The following is a 16,385-nucleotide window of genomic DNA, read 5'->3' as shown; positions in this document are numbered from 1 at the left end:
CCATGCGGCAACTCTAGACAGGAGCACCTGTCCAAAGCGTGACCCGCTTCTGACACGAACATGTCTTCCGGCTGACAAGAGCGCTTCCTGACAATTTCGTCAGTTTCGGGTCATGTTGAAGACGGTGGCGGCGCTCTATAGTGAGGCGGCCGCGCACAATTGCAGAAAGACAGCGAGGGGAACGAATGCGCCTGCTGGTAGTGGAAGACGAGCCCAAGACGGCGTCGTACATCAAGCGCGGGCTGACCGGCCTGGGCTACACCGTGGATGTTTCCGGCGACGGGACGGAAGGCCTGTTCCTGGCCCTGGAGCACGACTACGACGGCATCATCCTGGACGTCATGCTGCCCGGCCAGGACGGCTACGCGCTGCTGGGGCTGCTGCGCGCGCGCAAGCAGACGCCGGTGCTGATGCTCTCGGCCCGCGGCTCGGTCGACGAACGGGTCAAGGGCCTGCGCCATGGCGCGGACGACTATCTGCCCAAGCCGTTCTCCTTCACCGAACTGGTGGCGCGGATCCAGGCGCTGTTGCGCCGCCGCGGCGGCGCGGGCGCCGATATGGCCATGCTGCAGGTGGACGACCTGCAGGTCGACATGATGGCGCGCCGCGCCACCCGCGCCGGCCAGCGGCTGGACCTGACCGCCAAGGAATTCGCCCTGCTCAGCCTGCTGCTGCGGCATCAGGGCGAGATCCTGTCCAAACTGATGATTGCCGAGCAGGTCTGGGACATGAACTTCGACAGCGACGCCAACGTGGTCGAAGTCGCGATGCGGCGGCTGCGCCTGAAGGTGGACGCGCCCTACGAGAAAAAGCTGCTGCACACCGTCAGGGGCATGGGCTATCTGCTCGAAAGCCGCAGCGACGCCATCGACCCGCCATGAACTCCTCCATCTCGACGCGCCTGGCGTTGATGTTCGCCCTGTCGGTGGCGCTGATCGTCTCGGTCTGCGCCGTGCTGCTGCAAGGGTCCCTGAAGCAGTCCCTGCAGCAACAGATGCAGGACGAACTGGAACTGCGCCACTCGTTCCTGGATCCGCTGGTGATGTCGCGCAGCGACCCCGTGTCCTGGCACAAGGTCGTGTCCAAGCTCGATGCCCTGGCGCCCGACGACAAGCCGGACGCGCAGCACTGGATCGTGAGCGCGGACCCGCTCTACCGCTATGGCGGCCCCTCCCCCGAGGGGGTGGCGTGGAACAAGGTGCCGGACGGCTTTTCAGTGCTGCCCGGGGCCCGGGGCTGCTGCCCGCTGAACGCGCTCGTCACTACCTTTCCCCCCAACGGCAACCGCCCCGAAGTGCGGCTGGTCGTCGCGCTGGATTCCACGCCCTACATGAAGACGCTGGGCGACTTCACCAACGTGCTGATCGCGATCTCGGTCGCCGGCGCCTTGCTGGTGGCGTTCCTGGGCTATGGCATCGCGCGGCTGGGGCTCTGGCCCGTCAGGCGCCTGGGCGGCCAGGCGCACGGGCTGGCGCCCGGAAACACGGGCCAGCGGCTGGACACCCGGCACCTGCCTACCGAGATCAAGGATCTCGCGGTTTCGTTCAACGGCGTGCTGGAACGGCAGGAAGTGGCCTGGCGCCAGCTTGAGAGCTTCAACGCCGACGTGGCGCACGAACTGCGCACGCCACTGACCAACCTCATCGGCCAGACGCAGCTCGGCCTGGCCGTATGCCGCGACGAGCAGGAATTCAAGGAGCTGCTCCAGTCCAACCTGGAAGAACTGGAGCGCATGGCTTCCATCGTCAACGACATGCTGTTCCTGTCGCATGCCCAGGTCGGCCGCATGGCCATGGACCTCGGCGACGTGTCGCTACGGGAGGAAGCCGCCAAGACCGCCGAATACCTTGAGCCGCTGTTCGTGGAAAAGGAATTGACGGTGGACATGGAAGGCGACGCCCACGCCCGCGTGGACCGCCGGCTGTTCCACCGGGCGCTGGCCAACCTGCTTGAAAACGCCGCCTGCTATGCCACTGCCCAGACCGGGATCAAGGTGGAGCTGGAAGAACAGGATGGGTATGCCTATGTCCGCGTCGCCAATCGCGGCACCCCCATCGACCCTCAAGTCCTGCCGCGCCTGTTCGAACGCTTTTTCCGCGCGGAATCGGCGCGCAGCGGCAGCAACAAGCACCACGGCCTGGGCCTGGCCATCGTCAAGGCCATCGCCTCCATCCACCAGGGCGACGTGTTCGTGCGCAGCGAGAATGGCGTCAACACCTTCGGATTCACGATGGCGAGCCGGCCGGATACGATGCCTGTTGGGCAGGGGCGGTAGGTAGCCAACCGGGCGGCTTTTGCCAAGCGGGAGGAAAACCCAACGCCTGCTCGATGGGGTTATCTGGAAACCTATCGACCAAGGAGGCGCGGGTTGGAAAACCGGTCCGGCTGGCGATTGGATGACCGCCCCCGATTGACCTACGGCAATGCCGTATAATCCACGGTTCGCCTACGCCGTCATCATGGCCAGCCCCTTCCGGGACGCCATGCACAGGCGCCACCCGACTTTTGAAGAGCTATGAAGAATGCTGCCCCGACAGCGCGCAGCGCAGGATGGCACGCGTCGCATATCAGCGAAGCGCGCAGCCGCGTGGGCTTGCCGCAGACGGATTTCGCTGAACTGCTGGGCGTGAGCGTACGCACTCTGCAAGATTGGGAACAAGGTCGCCGCACTCCCTCGGGCGCGGCGAAGACCCTGCTGCAGGTGGCGATGCTGCACCCCGAGACCCTGCGGGAACTGCCCCCGTGGCGCGCCGACGGGCACGCTGAATCCTGAAGCCTGCCGCCCCGGCTGCTCCCGACACGAACAACACATCCGCCGCGCAAACCGCTCCCCGCGCGATTTTTTGGTGAACTACATTGGAAATCCTCGAAACCTCCCGGCCTGGCAAAGGCCCCGGCAAGGCCAACAACGCTGACGCGAACGCGTCCGCCGCCTCAACCCTGGCCGACACCATCGCCGCCGCCAACGCTGCCGGCCGGACCCCGCGCGTGGGCTTCGTTTCCCTGGGCTGCCCCAAGGCCCTGGTCGACTCCGAACGCATCCTGACCCAACTGCGCACCGAAGGGTATGAAGTCACGCCCGAGTACAACGATGCGGACGTGGTCGTCGTCAATACCTGCGGCTTCATCGACAGCGCCAAGGCGGAATCGCTGGACGCCATCGGCGAAGCCATCGCCGAGAACGGCAAGGTCATCGTGACCGGCTGCATGGGCGTCGAGGAATCGGTGATCCGCGACGTGCACCCGAGCGTGCTGGCCGTGACCGGTCCGCAGCAATATGAAGAGGTGGTGCGCGCGGTGCACGAGGCCGCGCCGCCCAAGAAGGACCACAATCCCTACCTGGACCTGGTGCCGCCGCAAGGCATCAAGCTCACGCCGCGCCACTACGCCTACCTGAAGATCTCGGAAGGCTGTAATCACCGCTGCAGCTTCTGCATCATCCCGTCGATGCGCGGCAACCTGGTCAGCCGGCCGGTGGGCGACGTGCTGAGCGAGGCCGAGCGCCTGGTCAAGGCCGGCGTCAAGGAACTGCTGGTGATCTCGCAGGACACCAGCGCCTATGGCGTGGATGTGAAGTACCGCAGCGGCTTCTGGAACGGCCGTCCGGTGAAGACCCGCATGACCGAGCTCTGTATGGCCTTGTCCGAAATGGGCGTTTGGACGCGCCTGCACTACGTGTATCCGTACCCGCACGTGGATGAAGTGATTCCGCTGATGGCCGAAGGCAAGATCCTGCCGTACCTGGACATCCCGTTCCAGCACGCCAGCCCGCGCATCCTGAAGGCCATGAAGCGTCCTGCCTTCGAGGACAAGACCTTGGCCCGCATCAAGCGCTGGCGCGAAATCTGCCCGGACCTGACGATACGCTCGACCTTCATCGTCGGCTTCCCCGGCGAAACCGAGGAAGACTTCCAGTACCTGCTGGACTGGATGCAGGAAGCGCAGCTGGACCGCGTGGGCTGTTTCCAATATTCGCCGGTGGAAGGCGCGCCGGCGAACCTGCTGGACAATCCGGTGCCGGACGAGGTCAAGCAGGAACGCTGGGAACGCTTCATGGAGCTGCAGCAATCGATCTCCGCCGCCCGCCTGGCCAGGAAGGTGGGCCGCGAGATCGACGTGCTGATCGACGAAGTGGACGAGGACGGCGCCGTGGGTCGCAGCAGCGCCGACGCGCCCGAGATCGACGGCTGCGTCTACGTCAGCTCGGACAAGCCCCTGAAGGCGGGCGACCTGGTGCGCGTCCGCGTCACCGATTCCGACGAATACGACCTCTGGGCCGACGCGATCTGAACGCGGTCCCGCGCGCGGCGCCCGCCGCGCGCGCCCTTCAGGCTTCCAGCAGCTTCAGCCCCGCCACTCCGCCCACGATCATCGCGATGCACAACAGGCGGGCGGCGGACGGCGAATCCCCGAACAGCATGATGCCCAGCACGGTAATGCCCACGGACCCGATGCCGGTCCAGATGGCGTAGGCCGTGCCCGCGGGCAGGTGCTTCATGGCCAGCGTCAGCAGGAACACGCTGCCCAGCGCGGCGGCGATGCCGATCACGCTGGGCCAGAAACGCGTCCAGCCGTCCGCGTACTTCAGGGCCAGCGCCATCACGATTTCCACCGCGCTCGCGGCGACCAGAATCAACCAGGCCATCTCGGCCTCCTGCCAGGGCTAGGGAACGGCTAGCTTAGAGACTATAGTTACCTAAGGACAAGTACGCACCTTTTGGTAACCATGAAAAAGCCATCCTCCGCCCAGCCCTCGGGCGACGTGTTCGACGCCGCGTGTCCATCGCGCCGCGCCCTGGAACTGATTGCCGGCAAGTGGGTGCCGCTGATCCTGCCCGCGCTCGAACACGGCCCCTTGCGCAACAACGAGCTGCTGCGCAAGCTGGACGGGATTTCGCAGAAGGTCATGACACAGACGCTGCGGGAACTGGAGCGCCAAGGCCTGGTGCTGCGCGAGGACCTGGGCACCGTGCCACCGCACGTCAGCTATCGCCTGAGCGAATTGGGGGCATCCCTGAACGTGGCGTTGATTGCCCTGGACCGCTGGGCCGAAACGCACCACGCGGCGCTGGACGCGGCAGCGCGCCGCCATGACGCCCAGGCGGCGCGCCGCGCGCGCTAGCGCTTGGCCAGGAAGTCCGACATGTCGTCGGCGTGCTCTTCTTCCACGGCCAGGATCTCTTCCAGCAGGCGGCGCGTGGTGGTGTCCTGTTCGCCGATGTATTCGATCATCTGGCGATAGCTGTCGATGGCGATGCGCTCGGCGATCAGGTTCTCCTTGATCATGTCCATCAGCGACGAGCCTTCAACGTACTCGGAATGGCTGCGTTCCAGCAGGGTCTTGGGCGACAGATCGGGTTCGCCGCCAAGCTGCACGATGCGCTCCGACAGCCGGTCCGCGTGATCCTGCTCCTGCGTGGCGTGTTCGGCGAATTCCGCGGCCACCGGCTCCGCATTCAGCCCGCGCGCCATGAAGTAGTGGCGCTTGTAGCGCAGCACACAGACGATCTCGGTGGCCAGCGCTTCGTTCAGCAGCTTCAGGACCGTCTGCCGGTCGGCGCGATAGGTATCGGTCACGGCGCCGGACTCGATGTCCTTGCGCGCCTTGGCGCGTATGGCTTTCACGTCCATGTCGAACGGACGGCTGGCCTGCTTGGGGGTACGGGTTGCTTGTTCCATATCGTGGCTCCTCTTGGTTAAGTGAAAGCACTGCGACACTGGGCTTCCAGTCTCTCCGAACAACCCAGTCTACCGATCGTGGCGGAACATGCTGTGTCCAAACATTGCCCCTGCCCCCGAAAACCGCCGCGGCCGGAGCCGATTTCCAACCTTGCGTAAACTATGGGCTTCCCAAAAGCCCGTGACGCAATCTGTAACGGGACAGGCATCACCCGAATCTCTATGACTCTGAAGAACATTTGCGTGTATTGCGGCTCGAACCCGGGCGCCCGGCCGGATTACATCGAACAGGCCCGCGTGCTGGCCCGCGAACTGGTGCGGCGCGATCTGGGACTGGTGTATGGCGGTTCGGTCGTGGGCATCATGGGCGTGGTGGCCAATGAAGTGCTGGCCGGCGGCGGCCGCGTGATCGGCGTGATTCCCGAACTGCTGATGAAGAAGGAGCAGGCGCACCGCGGCCTGACCGAGCTGCATCTGGTGCAGAGCATGCACGAACGCAAAGCCATGATGATGGAAAAGGCGGACGGCTTCATCGCACTGCCGGGCGGCGCGGGCACGCTGGAAGAATTCTTCGAGGTCTGGACCTGGGCGCAACTGAACATGCACCAGAAGCCCTGCGGCCTGCTGAACATCGCCGGCTACTACGACGCGCTGGTCCAGTTCGTGGACCATGCGGTCGAGGAAGAATTCATCCGCCCCCAGCATCGCGACATGCTGGTGGTGGAAGAAGACCCGGCCCTGCTGCTGGACCGCTACGCCATGTACGAGCCGCCCAATGTCTCGAAGTGGTTCGAACAGATCAAGGCCTGACGCCACCCACCTCCACGGAAGCCCTGCAATGCCCACCGACGCATTGACTCCCGCCAGCACCGAATCCGTCCTGCGCGACTACTTTCACGCCAAGGACGAGAACCGCCCGCACTACATGGCGCGCGCGTTCGCGCCGGACGCGGTGCTGAAGATGGCCTTGCGCACGCAGGCCATCGCCTTCCCGCCCGAATCGCACGGCCTGGCCGCCATCACCGACACTCTGGTGCGCAAGTTCGGCCAGACCTACGACAACGTCTACACGTTCTACCTGGCGCGGCCCGAGGCCGGGGCGCGCCTGCCCGGCTACCAATGCGACTGGATCGTGGGCATGACGGAAAAGGCCAGCGGCAATGTCCGCGTGGGCTGTGGCCGCTACGACTGGGAATTCCAGGCCGAACCCTATCGCGCCAGCCATCTCGTCATCACCATCGAAACCATGGTGACCCTGCCCGCGCACGACGCCGAGGCGGTGTTCGGCTGGCTGCTGGCGCTGGAGTATCCCTGGACCAGCGCCGCCCGCGTCGTGGCCGGCGCGCCGCCGCTCGAAGGCCTGGCGCCCGTCGTGCACTACCTGCTGCATCCCCACGGCGTCTAGGGCCGGGACCAGACTGCTTTCAGTATCAACCGGCTGTAGAGATCCGCGACTTGAAATACGACATCGCCGCTTTCGACTTCGATGGAACCCTGGCGGACACCATGCCCTGGTTCAATTCCATCCTGAACACGGTGGCCGACAAGTACGGCTTCCGCAAGATCGATGCCTCCGAACGCGACCAGCTGCGGCACCGCGACGCCTTCGAAATCCTCAAGTACCTGGGCATACCGCTATGGAAGCTGCCTGCGATCATGGCGCACGTGCGCACGCTGATGCAGGAGATCGATCCCAGCGTGCACCTGTTCGACGGCATCCCCGAGGCGCTGGCGCGCCTGAAAGCAGGCGGGCTGCGCCTGGCGGTGGTCAGCTCGAACTCCATCGAGAACGTGCAGCGCGTGCTGGGCGCGGAAAACGCTGCCCTGTTCGACGACTATGAATGCGGCACCGACCTGTTCGGCAAGTCCGCCAAGATCGACCGCCTGCTCAAGCAGCACGGCACCGCCCCCGAGCGCTTCCTGCTGGTGGGCGACGAAATGCGCGACATCGACGCCGCCCGCAAGGCCGGCGTGCGCGTCGGCTCCGTCGCCTGGGGCTATAACCATGTCGAGGCCCTGCGCGAGCGCAGTCCCGACGAGCTGTTCCTGACCGTTGCCGACCTGCCAGCGACGCTGGCCTGAACCCGAGCCCCACCGCCATGCATACCGATCCCGCCCACCTGATCTCCGACCCGGACGCCTTGCAGGCGTTGTATGGCCAGCCCGGCGAAGCCTCCATCAAGAAGGAGGTGGACCACGTGCACCCGCACTACCGCGCCTTCATCGAGGCCGCGCCGTTCGCGATGCTGGCGACCGCCGGCCCCGACGGGCTGGACGCCTCGCCGCGCGGCGATCCCGCCGGCTTCGTGGTGGTGGAGGACGAGAAGACGCTGCTGCTGCCGGACCGCCGCGGCAACAACCGCATCGACAGCCTGCGCAACATCCTGGCGGATCCGCGGGTCGCGCTGCTGTTCCTGGTGCCCGGCGTGGGCGAGACCCTGCGCGTCAACGGCGCGGCGCGCATCAGCGTGGACCCTGCCCTGCTGGCCCGCTTCGAAATGGACGGCAAGCTGCCGCGCTCGGTGCTGGTCGTCGACGTGCACACCGTGTATTTCCAGTGCTCGCGCGCCCTGCTGCGCTCCAGGCTGTGGGATCCCGCGACCCAGGTGCCGCGCAGCGCCTTGCCCAGCGCCGGGCGCATCCTGTCGGACCTGACGGCGGGCACCTTCGACGGCGTCACCTACGACCGCGACCTGCCCGCCCGCGTGGCCAGCACCCTGTATTGAAAGAGAATCCGGGGCCGTCCGAGGCCACTTGGCCCCGGCAGGTTCAGGCCGGCTGCCAGCCGCGCGCGAACACGTCCACCGGCTGGCGCTTGCCGCCCGCCTTCTGCAATTCCAGCAGGCGCAGCACGCCATTGCCGGTCGCGATGTCGATGCCCGCGGCATCGGCGCGCAGCACGCTGCCGGGCGCGGCCGTCGTGGCCTGGTCCAACGCCTGCGCGCGCCAGACCTTCACCGGATCCGCCAGTCCAGGCAGGCGGATGCTGGCGCCCGGCACCGGATTGAAGGCGCGCACGCGCCGCGCCAGCAGTTCGGCCGGCTGGGTGCAGTCCAGCGCGCCCTCGGCCTTGTCGAGCTTGGCGGCATAGGTCACGCCGGCCTCGGGCTGCTTGCGCGGGGTCAGGCCGCCCTGGGCCAGGGCCTCCAGCGCCGCGACGATGGCCTCGCCGCCCGCCAGCGCCAGCGCATCGTGCAGTTCCGCCGCCGTGGTGCCGCCGCCGATGGGCACGACGCGTTCCAGCAGCATGTCGCCCGTGTCCAGGCCCTGGTCCATCTGCATGATGGTCACCCCGGTCTGCGCGTCGCCGGCTTCGATGGCGCGCTGGATGGGCGCCGCGCCGCGCCAGCGCGGCAGCAGGCTGGCGTGGATGTTCAGGCAGCCCAGGCGCGGCAGTTCCAGCACCCATTGCGGCAGGATCAGGCCATAGGCCGCCACCACCATCACGTCGGGGGCCACGCGCTGCAACAGCGCCTGGGCCTCCGCGGCCTCTTCGGGATAACGGCCGTCCAGGCGCAGGCTGCGCGGCTGGGCGACTTCGATGCCGGCCTCCAGCGCCGCCTGCTTGACGGGGCTGGGCGTCAGCTTCAGCCCGCGCCCGGCCGGGCGGTCGGGCTGGGTCATGACCAGAGGAATCTCATGGCCGGCGGCGCGCAGAGCGTCAAAAGCGATACGGGCGAATTCCGGCGTGCCGGCAAAGACTAGGCGCATGGGAGGATGAATAAAGAATGGAACGGAGGCTCAGGGAATTGCATTCGCACCGCAGCCAGAAACGCCAGTCAATCCGGGGCGCAGCGGATCCGGCTCCGCCGGTCCGCCAGCGCCGCCCCCCTTGAGGGGGCCCGCGTCAGCGGGTAGGGGGTGGGTTTCCCTCTATGCCTTCAGCGCTTCGCGCTCGGCCTTTTTCAGCTTGGTCTTGATGCGGTTCTGCTTCAGGTTGGACAGGTATTCCACGAACACCTTGCCTTCCAGGTGGTCCAGCTCGTGCTGCACGCACACGGCCAGCAGGCCGTCGGCCTCGAATTCGAAGGGTTTGCCGTCAATGTCCAGCGCCTTGCAGCGGATACGGGACGCGCGCTCGACATCGTCGTAGATGCCAGGCACGGACAGGCAGCCTTCTTCGTAGATTTTGTAGTCGTCGCTGTGCCAGGTGATCTCGGGATTGATCAGCACCAGCAGCTGATTGCTTTCCTCGGACACGTCGATCACGACGACGCGCTCGTGCACGTCGACCTGGGTCGCGGCCAGGCCCACGCCGGGCGCGTCGTACATGGTTTCGGCCATGTCGCGCACCAGTTGGCGGATACGGTCGTCGACCTCGGCGACCGGCTTGGCCTTTTTATGCAGGCGCGGGTCGGGGTAACGAAGGATAGGAAGTAAAGCCATTGCGGGGGAATTGCCAGTAGTCAGGTTTACATAAGAGTTTAATTCATTAGACTCTTGATTTCTAATAGTTTTCGGCTAATTCCAGGATTGGCGGGATTGCCACGTCTCCCTGTTTCCGCCAGGCGCGGCGCCGCAAATCGGTCCGCCCCAAAACTCGCGTCCGCGCCCCCGCATGCGACACTCTCGCACCATCGACGCCCCTTACGCGCCCGCTCCATGCCGCTCACGCAATCCCCCTCCGAACTGGCCGCCTGGCTGCGCCTGTCCCTGGAACCGAACATAGGCTCGGCCACCGCCTGCACCCTGCTGGGCGCGCTCGGCCTGCCGGAACAGATCTACGCCCAGCGCGCCGCCGCGCTGGCGCGCCATCTGCCCGAGGCGCTGGCGCGGCAACTGGCCGCCCCCATGCCGGCCGAGATGGCGGCCCAGGTCGACAGCGCGCTGGAATGGGTCGATGCGCCCGGCCGCCATATCCTGACGCTGGCCGACCCGACCTATCCGCAAAGCCTGCTCACCATCGCCGACCCGCCCATCCTGCTCTACGTCGCCGGCGATCCTGCCTTTCTGCAGGGGCCGTCGCTGGCGGTGGTGGGCGCGCGCAACGCCACGCCCGGCGGCCAGGAGAATGCCCGCGCCTTCGCCCGCCACCTGGCCGCGCACGGCTGGCGCGTGATCAGCGGGCTGGCCCTGGGCATCGACGGCGCGGCCCACGAGGGCGCGCTGGACGCGGGCCCCGAGGGCGCGGGCACCGTGGCCGTCATGGGCACCGGCATCGACCGCATCTACCCCGCGCGGCACCGCGACCTGGCGCACCGCATCGCGGCGCATGGCGCGCTGGTGTCGGAGCTGCCGCTGGGCACGGGCGCGCTGCCCCAGCACTTTCCCAAACGCAACCGCATCGTGGCGGGCCTGGCGCGCGGCGTGCTGGTGGTCGAAGCCGCCAAGCAAAGCGGATCGCTGATCACGGCCCGGCTGGCTGGCGAGGCCGGGCGCGAGGTCTTCGCCATCCCCGGATCCATCCATTCGCCGCTTTCGCGCGGCTGCCACGCACTGATCCGCCAGGGCGCCAAGCTGGTGGAAACGGCCATGGACATCACCGACGAACTGGGCGGCGGCCCCATGCCGGACGCGCGCGCCCGGCCGGCCGCCCCTCCCGCCTTGCCGGACCATCCGGTGCTGGACGCGCTGGGCTACGATCCCCTGCACCTGGACGCGATCCAGGCGCGCTGCGGCCTGGACACCGCCGACCTGCAAACGCAACTGGTCGAACTGGAGCTGCAAGGCCGCATCGCGCGGCTGGACGACGGCCGCTACCAACGTCTGAATTAGGGTTGCGTCCCCACGCAAAAGCGCGGCGCCCGATGGCGCTAATATTGTGCAGATAGCGCCGCGCCCTGCCGCGCCCGCCCCCATCCCGAGACAGGAAAAGACATGGCTTTGCCCTCCCGCGTGAAGATCGTCGAGGTGTCGCCCCGCGACGGTCTGCAGAACGAAAAGGAATTCGTGCCCACCGACATCAAGGTGGAACTGGTCAACCGCCTGGCCGCCGCAGGTTTCCCCAACGTGGAAGCCGCCTCGTTCGTATCGCCCAAATGGGTACCGCAGATGGCCGACGGCGCGGAAGTCATGGCCCGCATCGAGCGCCGCCCCGGCACGATCTATTCCGTGCTGACGCCCAACATGAAGGGCTTCGAGGGCGCGCTGGCCGCAGGCGCCGATGAAATCGTGATCTTCGGCGCCGCCAGCGAGGCCTTCTCGCAAAAGAACATCAACTGTTCCATCGCCGAGTCGATCGCGCGCTTCGAACCCGTGGTGGAAGCGGCGCGCGCCGCCGGCATCCGCGTGCGGGGCAGCATCAGCTGCGCGCTGGGCTGCCCGTACCAGGGTGAAGTGCCGGTGGAATCGGTGGTGGACGTGGCGCAGCGCTACCTGGCGATGCAGGTCGACGAGATCGACGTGGCCGACACCATCGGCGTGGGCACGCCCAAGCGGGTGCGCGAAGTGATGACGGCGGTGACGCGCATCGTCGATCCGGCGCGCATCTCCGGCCACTTCCACGACACCTATGGGCAGGCCCTGGCCAATATCCTGGCGGCGCTGGAAACCGGCATCTCCATCTTCCACACCTCGGTGGCCGGCCTGGGCGGCTGCCCGTACGCCAAGGGCGCCACCGGCAACGTCGCCACCGAAGACGTGCTGTACATGCTGCGCGGCCTGGACATCGACACCGGCGTGGACTTCGACGCCGTGGTCGACATCGGCCAGTGGATGTCGGCCCACCTGAACCGCAAGGGCTCCAGCCGCGCCGGCAACGCCATTGCCGCCAAGCGAGCGGCATGACGGACCGCATGAACGCTCCGGCCAGCACGCCCGCTCCCGAGGACCACGCGGCCCTGCTGCGGGCCATCGGTCCGCTGCCCTTGTCGGGCCAGGCCTGGCCCGACTGGGTCCGCATCCTGACCTGGGTGATCCTGGCGGTGCTGGGCGTGCAGGTGGTCACCACCGCCATCGGCGCGCCGTCGCAACCCTTCGATACCTTGCTAGCCGTGGTGGTGGCGCTGTGCTTCCTGGGACTGTTGTTCGTGTCCTGGCACATGCAGACGTCCATCACCACCATCGACGAGCGCGGCCTGCGCCAGAGCTGGTTCATGCGCCGCGAAGTCGCCTGGGAAGACGTGCGCTACGCGCGCTTCGTTCCCATGCTGTTTTCCAAGCGATTGGTGGTGTTCACGCACCGCGGCCGGCCCATGATCTTCCAGGGCGGCACGCGGGAATTGCGCGCGGCATTCGTGAAAATCGCGGAGCTTTACCGGCGCGGTTGACGGGTTGCGCGCGATGGGCAGGGGCGCGACTTGCGCAGGGGGTGCCGCGCCACCCCCCATCCTACGATCTCACCGTATCGGCAACGCGTACATCAGGCCGCCCTGCGTCCATTGCGCATTCAGGCCGCGCTTGATCTTCAAGGGGCTGCCCTGCCCCACGTTGCGCTCGAAGCTTTCGCCGTAATTGCCGACCTGCTTGACGATGTTGTAGGCCCACTTCTCGTCCAGCCCCAGATTGGCGCCGCCGCCGGGCGTAACGCCCAGGATGCGCTTGATATTGGGGTTGGCGCTCTTGGTTTGCTCGTCCACGTTGGCGGACGACACGCCGTACTCTTCGGCCTCGATCATGGCCGACAGCGACCAGCGCACGATATTCAGCCAGGCATCGTCGCCCTGGCGCACGAACGGACCCAGCGGTTCCTTGGAGATGATCTCGGGCAGCACCACGTAGTCGTCGGGGTTCTGCAACTTGGAGATGCGGATCGAGGCCAGGCCCGAGGCATCGGTGCTGAAAACGTCGCAACGGCCGGCGGCGAACGCATTGACGACTTCGTTGAAGGTTTCGATCACGACCGGCTTGTAGCTGACGTGGTTGGCGCGCGCCCAGTCGGCCAGCGTGTTTTCATTGGACGTGCCGGTCTGCAGGCAGATGGTGGCGCCGTTGATTTCCTTGGCGCTCTTCACGCCCAGGGACTTCGGCACCAGGAAGCCCTGACCGTCATAGAAGTTGATGCCGGCGTGGATGATGCCCAGCGCGGTGTCGCGCTGCTGCGTCACGGTGGTGTTGCGCGTCAGCACGTCCACCTCGCCGGATTGCAGGGCGGTGAAGCGCTGCTGCGAATTCAGCGGCACCACCTTGATCTTGTCGGCGTCGCCGAAGACCGCCGCGGCGATGGCGCGGCACAGGTCCACGTCCAGCCCCTGCCACTTGCCTTGCGCGTCGGGCGCGGAGAAACCCGCGAAGCCCGTGGTCGTGCCGCAGGCCACCGCGCCGCGCTGACGCACCACGTCCAGCGTCGCCGCTTGCGCGCCTTGCGCCGCAGCCGCCAACAGCGCCGCGCCGATCAACCCTTTTGCAATGTTCATGACCTTGTTTCCTGTTCTGCTTTGCGGGCGCGGGGACGCGCCGAGGCAAGAAGCTTATAGACATGAAGCGCCCGAGCCAAATAACAAGCGCTTATTTAGGTATGCGCGCCCCGGCGCGCAAGCGCCGGAGCGGACAGGCAAAAAAGCATAGCAACAAGCAAGACGGCGGCGGATGCGCGCCGTCAATCCGGCATCAGGCGGCCAGCGAGATCGAGACTGGCTGGTTGGCCTCGCAGGCGTCCAGCGCGCGGCCCAGGCGCACCATGCCCTGCGCGATCTGGCTTTCGTTCATGGTGGCGAACGACATGCGCATGGCGTGCAGGTCGGCCTGCGCCGCGTCGGCATAGAAGGCTTTGCCCGGCACGTAGACGACTTCATGCTCGATGGCATAGGGCAGGAGGCGCGTGGCATCGACCTCGCCGGTCAGGCGGGCCCAGAAGAACATGCCGCCCTCGGGCTTGCTGAACGTGACGCGGCCATTGAGCTCGCGGGCCAGCGATTCGGCCATGGCGTCGCAGCGCAGGCCATAGGCCGCGCGGATGCGCGGCACGTGTTCGCCATAGCGGCCGTTGGCCAGGTACTGGGCCACCACTTCCTGGATCCAGGCCGACGACGCCATGTCGTCGGCCGCCTTGGCGCTGACGCAGCGGCGACGGATTTCGGGCGGCGCCACCAGCCAGCCGATGCGCAGCGCGGGCGCCATGGTCTTGGACATGCTGGCCAGGTACACGGCCCAGTGGCGGGCTTCGCCTTCGGCCAGCGCCGCGATGGGCGGCACGGCCTCGCCGGCGAAGCGCAGTTCACTGTAGGGATCGTCCTCGACGATCAGGAAGCGGTGCTTGACCGCCAGTTCCAGCAGCCGCAGGCGGCGCTCGCGCGTCAGCGTCGCGCCGCAGGGATTGGAGAACGATGCCACCACGCAGACCATCTTGGGCTTGATGCGGCCGGCCAGTTCATCCAGCGCGTCGATGTCGATGCCTTCGGGGCCCGACTGCACCGTATGCACCGTTGCGCCCGTGTAACGCAGCGCCTGCACGGAATTGGGGAATGCGGGCGATTCGATGATGGCGTGGTCGCCCGGCTGCAGCATGACGCGGGTCAGCAGCGCCAGCGCCTGCTGCGAACCGCCGGTCACGACCAGCTCGGTATCGGCGTTGCAATGCAGGCCGCGTTCGGCCGACAGGCGCGCCAGTTCGTGGCGCAGGCTGGCCTGACCGTCGATGTTCGAATATTGCAGGCAGGCGCCCAGGCGGGCCAGCACCTGGGTCGAGGCGACCGACAGGCCTTCCACGTCGAACAGTTCCTGCGCGGGGTAGCCGCCGGCCAGCGAAATGGTGCCGGGCCGCAAGGCATACGGCATGAGCGATCGGATCGGGGAAGCGGGGGGATTGAGGAAGGGCGTGGCGAAAGCGTATTCGGGCGCTGCGGTGGACATGGCGGGAGACTGGAAAGGTGGGAAACCGTGTCGCCCGCTGGGGCGGCGCCGGATGGCATAGAACATTGAAATATAAACAAATATCTTCAAATTCTAAGCCTGCCGATTACGCAGGGTCAACGACGCGCGCGGGTCGTGTGGCGAAACGATCCCGCGCAGTCCTACACTATGGGACATCCTGTTCCAGCAAGAGAGCTGAATGACCGCCGTAGACACCATGGCCGGGCGCCTTGCCCAGATCCAGCAACGCATCGCCGACGCCTGCGCGCGCGCAGGCCGCAGCCCGGACAGCGTCGCGCTGCTGCCCGTCAGCAAGACCTTTGGCCTGGACGCCATCCGCGAGGCCATGGCGCTGGGGCTGACCCGCTACGGCGAAAACAAGACACAGGAGATCCGCCAGAAGTCGGCGGCCCTGGCGGGCCTGGGCCTGCAATGGGTGCTGATCGGCCATCTGCAGACCAACAAGGCCCGCGATGCCGCGCGCGACGCTGCGGAAGTGCAGTCGCTGGACCGGCTGGACCTGGCCGAGGCCCTGCATCGCCGCCTGGTCAACGAGGGCCGCACGCTTGACGTGCTGGTGCAGGTCAAGACCTCGCCGGAGCCGAGCAAGTACGGCATGGCGCCCGCCGACGTGCCCGAGTTCCTGCGCCGGATCGCGGCCGACTACCCCACCCTGCGCGTGCAGGGCCTGATGACGCTGGCCATCAATTCGCCGGATCCCGATGAGGTGCGCGCCTGCTTCCGCGCCTTGCGCGAGCTGCGCGACCGGCTGCGCCAGGACAATCTGCCGGGCGTGTCGCTGGACCGGCTGTCCATGGGCATGAGCGGGGACTTCGAGCTTGCCATCGAGGAAGGCTCCACCGAAGTGCGCATCGGCTCGGCGATCTTCGGCGCCCGCAGCTACCCCGATCCGCAATAAGCCGCTGAAAACAGGACGCAAAACATCCGCTTATTGCCAGGCGTGCGGGGCATAATAG

19 protein-coding genes are annotated in these 16,385 nt (G+C 66.8%); 13 read left to right on the top strand and 6 right to left on the bottom strand.

Annotation, left to right across the window (positions count from 1 at the left end):
• The first annotated feature begins 185 nt into the window (after positions 1–185).
• The 4 genes from HWY37_RS00710 to rimO all read left to right on the top strand — a co-directional run bounded on the left by HWY37_RS00710 (position 186) and on the right by rimO (position 4,290).
• On the top strand, positions 186–881 hold the full coding sequence (locus HWY37_RS00710; protein WP_175206981.1) for a heavy metal response regulator transcription factor: 696 nt from the start codon (positions 186–188) through the stop codon (positions 879–881).
• Complete coding sequence (locus HWY37_RS00705) at positions 878–2,275, top strand: heavy metal sensor histidine kinase (RefSeq protein WP_176087607.1); 1,398 nt, start codon at positions 878–880, stop codon at positions 2,273–2,275. Before HWY37_RS00710 ends, HWY37_RS00705 begins: the two co-directional genes overlap by 4 nt.
• Positions 2,276–2,515: 240 nt before the next feature.
• Positions 2,516–2,773 carry a helix-turn-helix domain-containing protein gene (locus HWY37_RS00700; RefSeq protein ID WP_175206979.1) on the top strand — a complete coding sequence of 86 codons (258 nt, stop codon included), beginning with the start codon at positions 2,516–2,518 and terminating at the stop codon, positions 2,771–2,773.
• A 179-nt stretch (positions 2,774–2,952) separates the two neighbouring features.
• On the top strand, positions 2,953–4,290 hold the full coding sequence (gene rimO, locus HWY37_RS00695; protein ID WP_217481291.1) for a 30S ribosomal protein S12 methylthiotransferase RimO: 1,338 nt from the start codon (positions 2,953–2,955) through the stop codon (positions 4,288–4,290).
• 37 nt (positions 4,291–4,327) lie between these two features.
• On the opposite strand, the gene HWY37_RS00690 is transcribed toward rimO, so the two are convergent.
• A complete protein-coding gene (locus HWY37_RS00690) occupies positions 4,328–4,645 on the bottom strand; it encodes a DMT family transporter (RefSeq protein WP_175206978.1) in 318 nt (105 codons plus the stop codon).
• A gap of 81 nt (positions 4,646–4,726) precedes the next feature.
• Between HWY37_RS00690 and HWY37_RS00685 the strand changes: the two genes are divergently transcribed.
• A complete protein-coding gene (locus HWY37_RS00685; RefSeq protein WP_175206977.1) occupies positions 4,727–5,122 on the top strand; it encodes a winged helix-turn-helix transcriptional regulator in 396 nt (131 codons plus the stop codon).
• On the opposite strand, the gene HWY37_RS00680 is transcribed toward HWY37_RS00685, so the two are convergent.
• Positions 5,119–5,679: a ferritin-like domain-containing protein gene (locus tag HWY37_RS00680; protein WP_175206976.1), complete on the bottom strand. Its 561-nt coding sequence runs from the start codon at positions 5,677–5,679 to the stop codon at positions 5,119–5,121. The two genes, HWY37_RS00685 and HWY37_RS00680, sit on opposite strands and share 4 nt — an antisense overlap.
• Positions 5,680–5,901: 222 nt before the next feature.
• On the opposite strand from HWY37_RS00680, the gene HWY37_RS00675 reads away from it, so the two are divergent.
• From HWY37_RS00675 to HWY37_RS00660, 4 genes are read left to right on the top strand one after another with little or no spacing between them, the layout of a single operon-like run.
• Positions 5,902–6,489 (top strand): LOG family protein, encoded by a 588-nt coding sequence (locus HWY37_RS00675; RefSeq protein ID WP_175206975.1) that lies wholly within the window; start codon positions 5,902–5,904, stop codon positions 6,487–6,489.
• A gap of 28 nt (positions 6,490–6,517) precedes the next feature.
• Positions 6,518–7,084 (top strand): hypothetical protein, encoded by a 567-nt coding sequence (locus HWY37_RS00670; RefSeq protein WP_175206974.1) that lies wholly within the window; start codon positions 6,518–6,520, stop codon positions 7,082–7,084.
• 50 nt (positions 7,085–7,134) lie between these two features.
• A complete protein-coding gene (locus tag HWY37_RS00665) occupies positions 7,135–7,761 on the top strand; it encodes an HAD hydrolase-like protein (RefSeq protein ID WP_175206973.1) in 627 nt (208 codons plus the stop codon).
• A 17-nt stretch (positions 7,762–7,778) separates the two neighbouring features.
• Positions 7,779–8,405 carry a pyridoxamine 5'-phosphate oxidase family protein gene (locus tag HWY37_RS00660; RefSeq protein ID WP_175206972.1) on the top strand — a complete coding sequence of 209 codons (627 nt, stop codon included), beginning with the start codon at positions 7,779–7,781 and terminating at the stop codon, positions 8,403–8,405.
• A gap of 43 nt (positions 8,406–8,448) precedes the next feature.
• On the opposite strand, the gene fmt is transcribed toward HWY37_RS00660, so the two are convergent.
• The gene (gene fmt / locus HWY37_RS00655) at positions 8,449–9,390 is read right to left on the bottom strand and encodes a methionyl-tRNA formyltransferase (protein ID WP_176087606.1); all 942 of its coding nucleotides are present in this window, start codon (positions 9,388–9,390) and stop codon (positions 8,449–8,451) included.
• Positions 9,391–9,552: 162 nt separating this feature from the next.
• Positions 9,553–10,065 (bottom strand): peptide deformylase, encoded by a 513-nt coding sequence (gene def, locus HWY37_RS00650; protein WP_175206970.1) that lies wholly within the window; start codon positions 10,063–10,065, stop codon positions 9,553–9,555.
• A gap of 216 nt (positions 10,066–10,281) precedes the next feature.
• Here def and dprA point away from each other — a divergent pair, with 216 nt between their 5' ends.
• The 3 genes from dprA to HWY37_RS00635 all read left to right on the top strand — a co-directional run bounded on the left by dprA (position 10,282) and on the right by HWY37_RS00635 (position 12,887).
• Positions 10,282–11,394 (top strand): DNA-processing protein DprA, encoded by a 1,113-nt coding sequence (gene dprA / locus HWY37_RS00645; protein WP_176087605.1) that lies wholly within the window; start codon positions 10,282–10,284, stop codon positions 11,392–11,394.
• A gap of 102 nt (positions 11,395–11,496) precedes the next feature.
• Complete coding sequence (locus HWY37_RS00640) at positions 11,497–12,405, top strand: hydroxymethylglutaryl-CoA lyase (protein ID WP_175209897.1); 909 nt, start codon at positions 11,497–11,499, stop codon at positions 12,403–12,405.
• 8 nt (positions 12,406–12,413) lie between these two features.
• Positions 12,414–12,887 carry a hypothetical protein gene (locus HWY37_RS00635; protein WP_175209954.1) on the top strand — a complete coding sequence of 158 codons (474 nt, stop codon included), beginning with the start codon at positions 12,414–12,416 and terminating at the stop codon, positions 12,885–12,887.
• A gap of 69 nt (positions 12,888–12,956) precedes the next feature.
• Here HWY37_RS00635 and HWY37_RS00630 read toward each other — a convergent pair whose 3' ends face one another.
• Positions 12,957–13,973, bottom strand: a complete 1,017-nt coding sequence (locus tag HWY37_RS00630; protein WP_175209899.1) for an amino acid ABC transporter substrate-binding protein — start codon at positions 13,971–13,973, stop codon at positions 12,957–12,959.
• Positions 13,974–14,166: 193 nt separating this feature from the next.
• Entirely contained in the window at positions 14,167–15,408 is a 1,242-nt protein-coding gene (locus tag HWY37_RS00625; protein ID WP_176087604.1) for an aminotransferase-like domain-containing protein, read from the bottom strand.
• 199 nt (positions 15,409–15,607) lie between these two features.
• Between HWY37_RS00625 and HWY37_RS00620 the strand changes: the two genes are divergently transcribed.
• Positions 15,608–16,327, top strand: coding sequence for a YggS family pyridoxal phosphate-dependent enzyme (locus HWY37_RS00620; protein ID WP_176087603.1), 720 nt, complete (start codon positions 15,608–15,610; stop codon positions 16,325–16,327).
• The last annotated feature ends 58 nt before the right edge of the window (positions 16,328–16,385 follow it).

The sequence above is a fragment of the Achromobacter anxifer genome (assembly GCF_903652925.1).
Classification (GTDB): domain Bacteria; phylum Pseudomonadota; class Gammaproteobacteria; order Burkholderiales; family Burkholderiaceae_B; genus Achromobacter; species Achromobacter anxifer.
This window is presented reverse-complemented; position numbering and strand designations above follow the sequence as displayed.

Coding starts and splice junctions, on each gene's coding strand:
- def (WP_175206970.1), bottom strand. CDS start 10,065: ATGGCTTTACTTCCTATCCTTCGTTACCCCGACCCGCGCCTGCATAAA.
- dprA (WP_176087605.1), top strand. CDS start 10,282: ATGCCGCTCACGCAATCCCCCTCCGAACTGGCCGCCTGGCTGCGCCTG.
- HWY37_RS00660 (WP_175206972.1), top strand. CDS start 7,779: ATGCATACCGATCCCGCCCACCTGATCTCCGACCCGGACGCCTTGCAG.
- HWY37_RS00710 (WP_175206981.1), top strand. CDS start 186: ATGCGCCTGCTGGTAGTGGAAGACGAGCCCAAGACGGCGTCGTACATC.
- HWY37_RS00630 (WP_175209899.1), bottom strand. CDS start 13,973: ATGAACATTGCAAAAGGGTTGATCGGCGCGGCGCTGTTGGCGGCTGCG.
- HWY37_RS00620 (WP_176087603.1), top strand. CDS start 15,608: ATGACCGCCGTAGACACCATGGCCGGGCGCCTTGCCCAGATCCAGCAA.
- HWY37_RS00670 (WP_175206974.1), top strand. CDS start 6,518: ATGCCCACCGACGCATTGACTCCCGCCAGCACCGAATCCGTCCTGCGC.
- HWY37_RS00675 (WP_175206975.1), top strand. CDS start 5,902: ATGACTCTGAAGAACATTTGCGTGTATTGCGGCTCGAACCCGGGCGCC.
- HWY37_RS00625 (WP_176087604.1), bottom strand. CDS start 15,408: ATGTCCACCGCAGCGCCCGAATACGCTTTCGCCACGCCCTTCCTCAAT.
- HWY37_RS00640 (WP_175209897.1), top strand. CDS start 11,497: ATGGCTTTGCCCTCCCGCGTGAAGATCGTCGAGGTGTCGCCCCGCGAC.
- HWY37_RS00705 (WP_176087607.1), top strand. CDS start 878: ATGAACTCCTCCATCTCGACGCGCCTGGCGTTGATGTTCGCCCTGTCG.
- HWY37_RS00685 (WP_175206977.1), top strand. CDS start 4,727: ATGAAAAAGCCATCCTCCGCCCAGCCCTCGGGCGACGTGTTCGACGCC.
- HWY37_RS00635 (WP_175209954.1), top strand. CDS start 12,414: ATGAACGCTCCGGCCAGCACGCCCGCTCCCGAGGACCACGCGGCCCTG.
- HWY37_RS00690 (WP_175206978.1), bottom strand. CDS start 4,645: ATGGCCTGGTTGATTCTGGTCGCCGCGAGCGCGGTGGAAATCGTGATG.
- HWY37_RS00700 (WP_175206979.1), top strand. CDS start 2,516: ATGAAGAATGCTGCCCCGACAGCGCGCAGCGCAGGATGGCACGCGTCG.
- fmt (WP_176087606.1), bottom strand. CDS start 9,390: ATGCGCCTAGTCTTTGCCGGCACGCCGGAATTCGCCCGTATCGCTTTT.
- HWY37_RS00680 (WP_175206976.1), bottom strand. CDS start 5,679: ATGGAACAAGCAACCCGTACCCCCAAGCAGGCCAGCCGTCCGTTCGAC.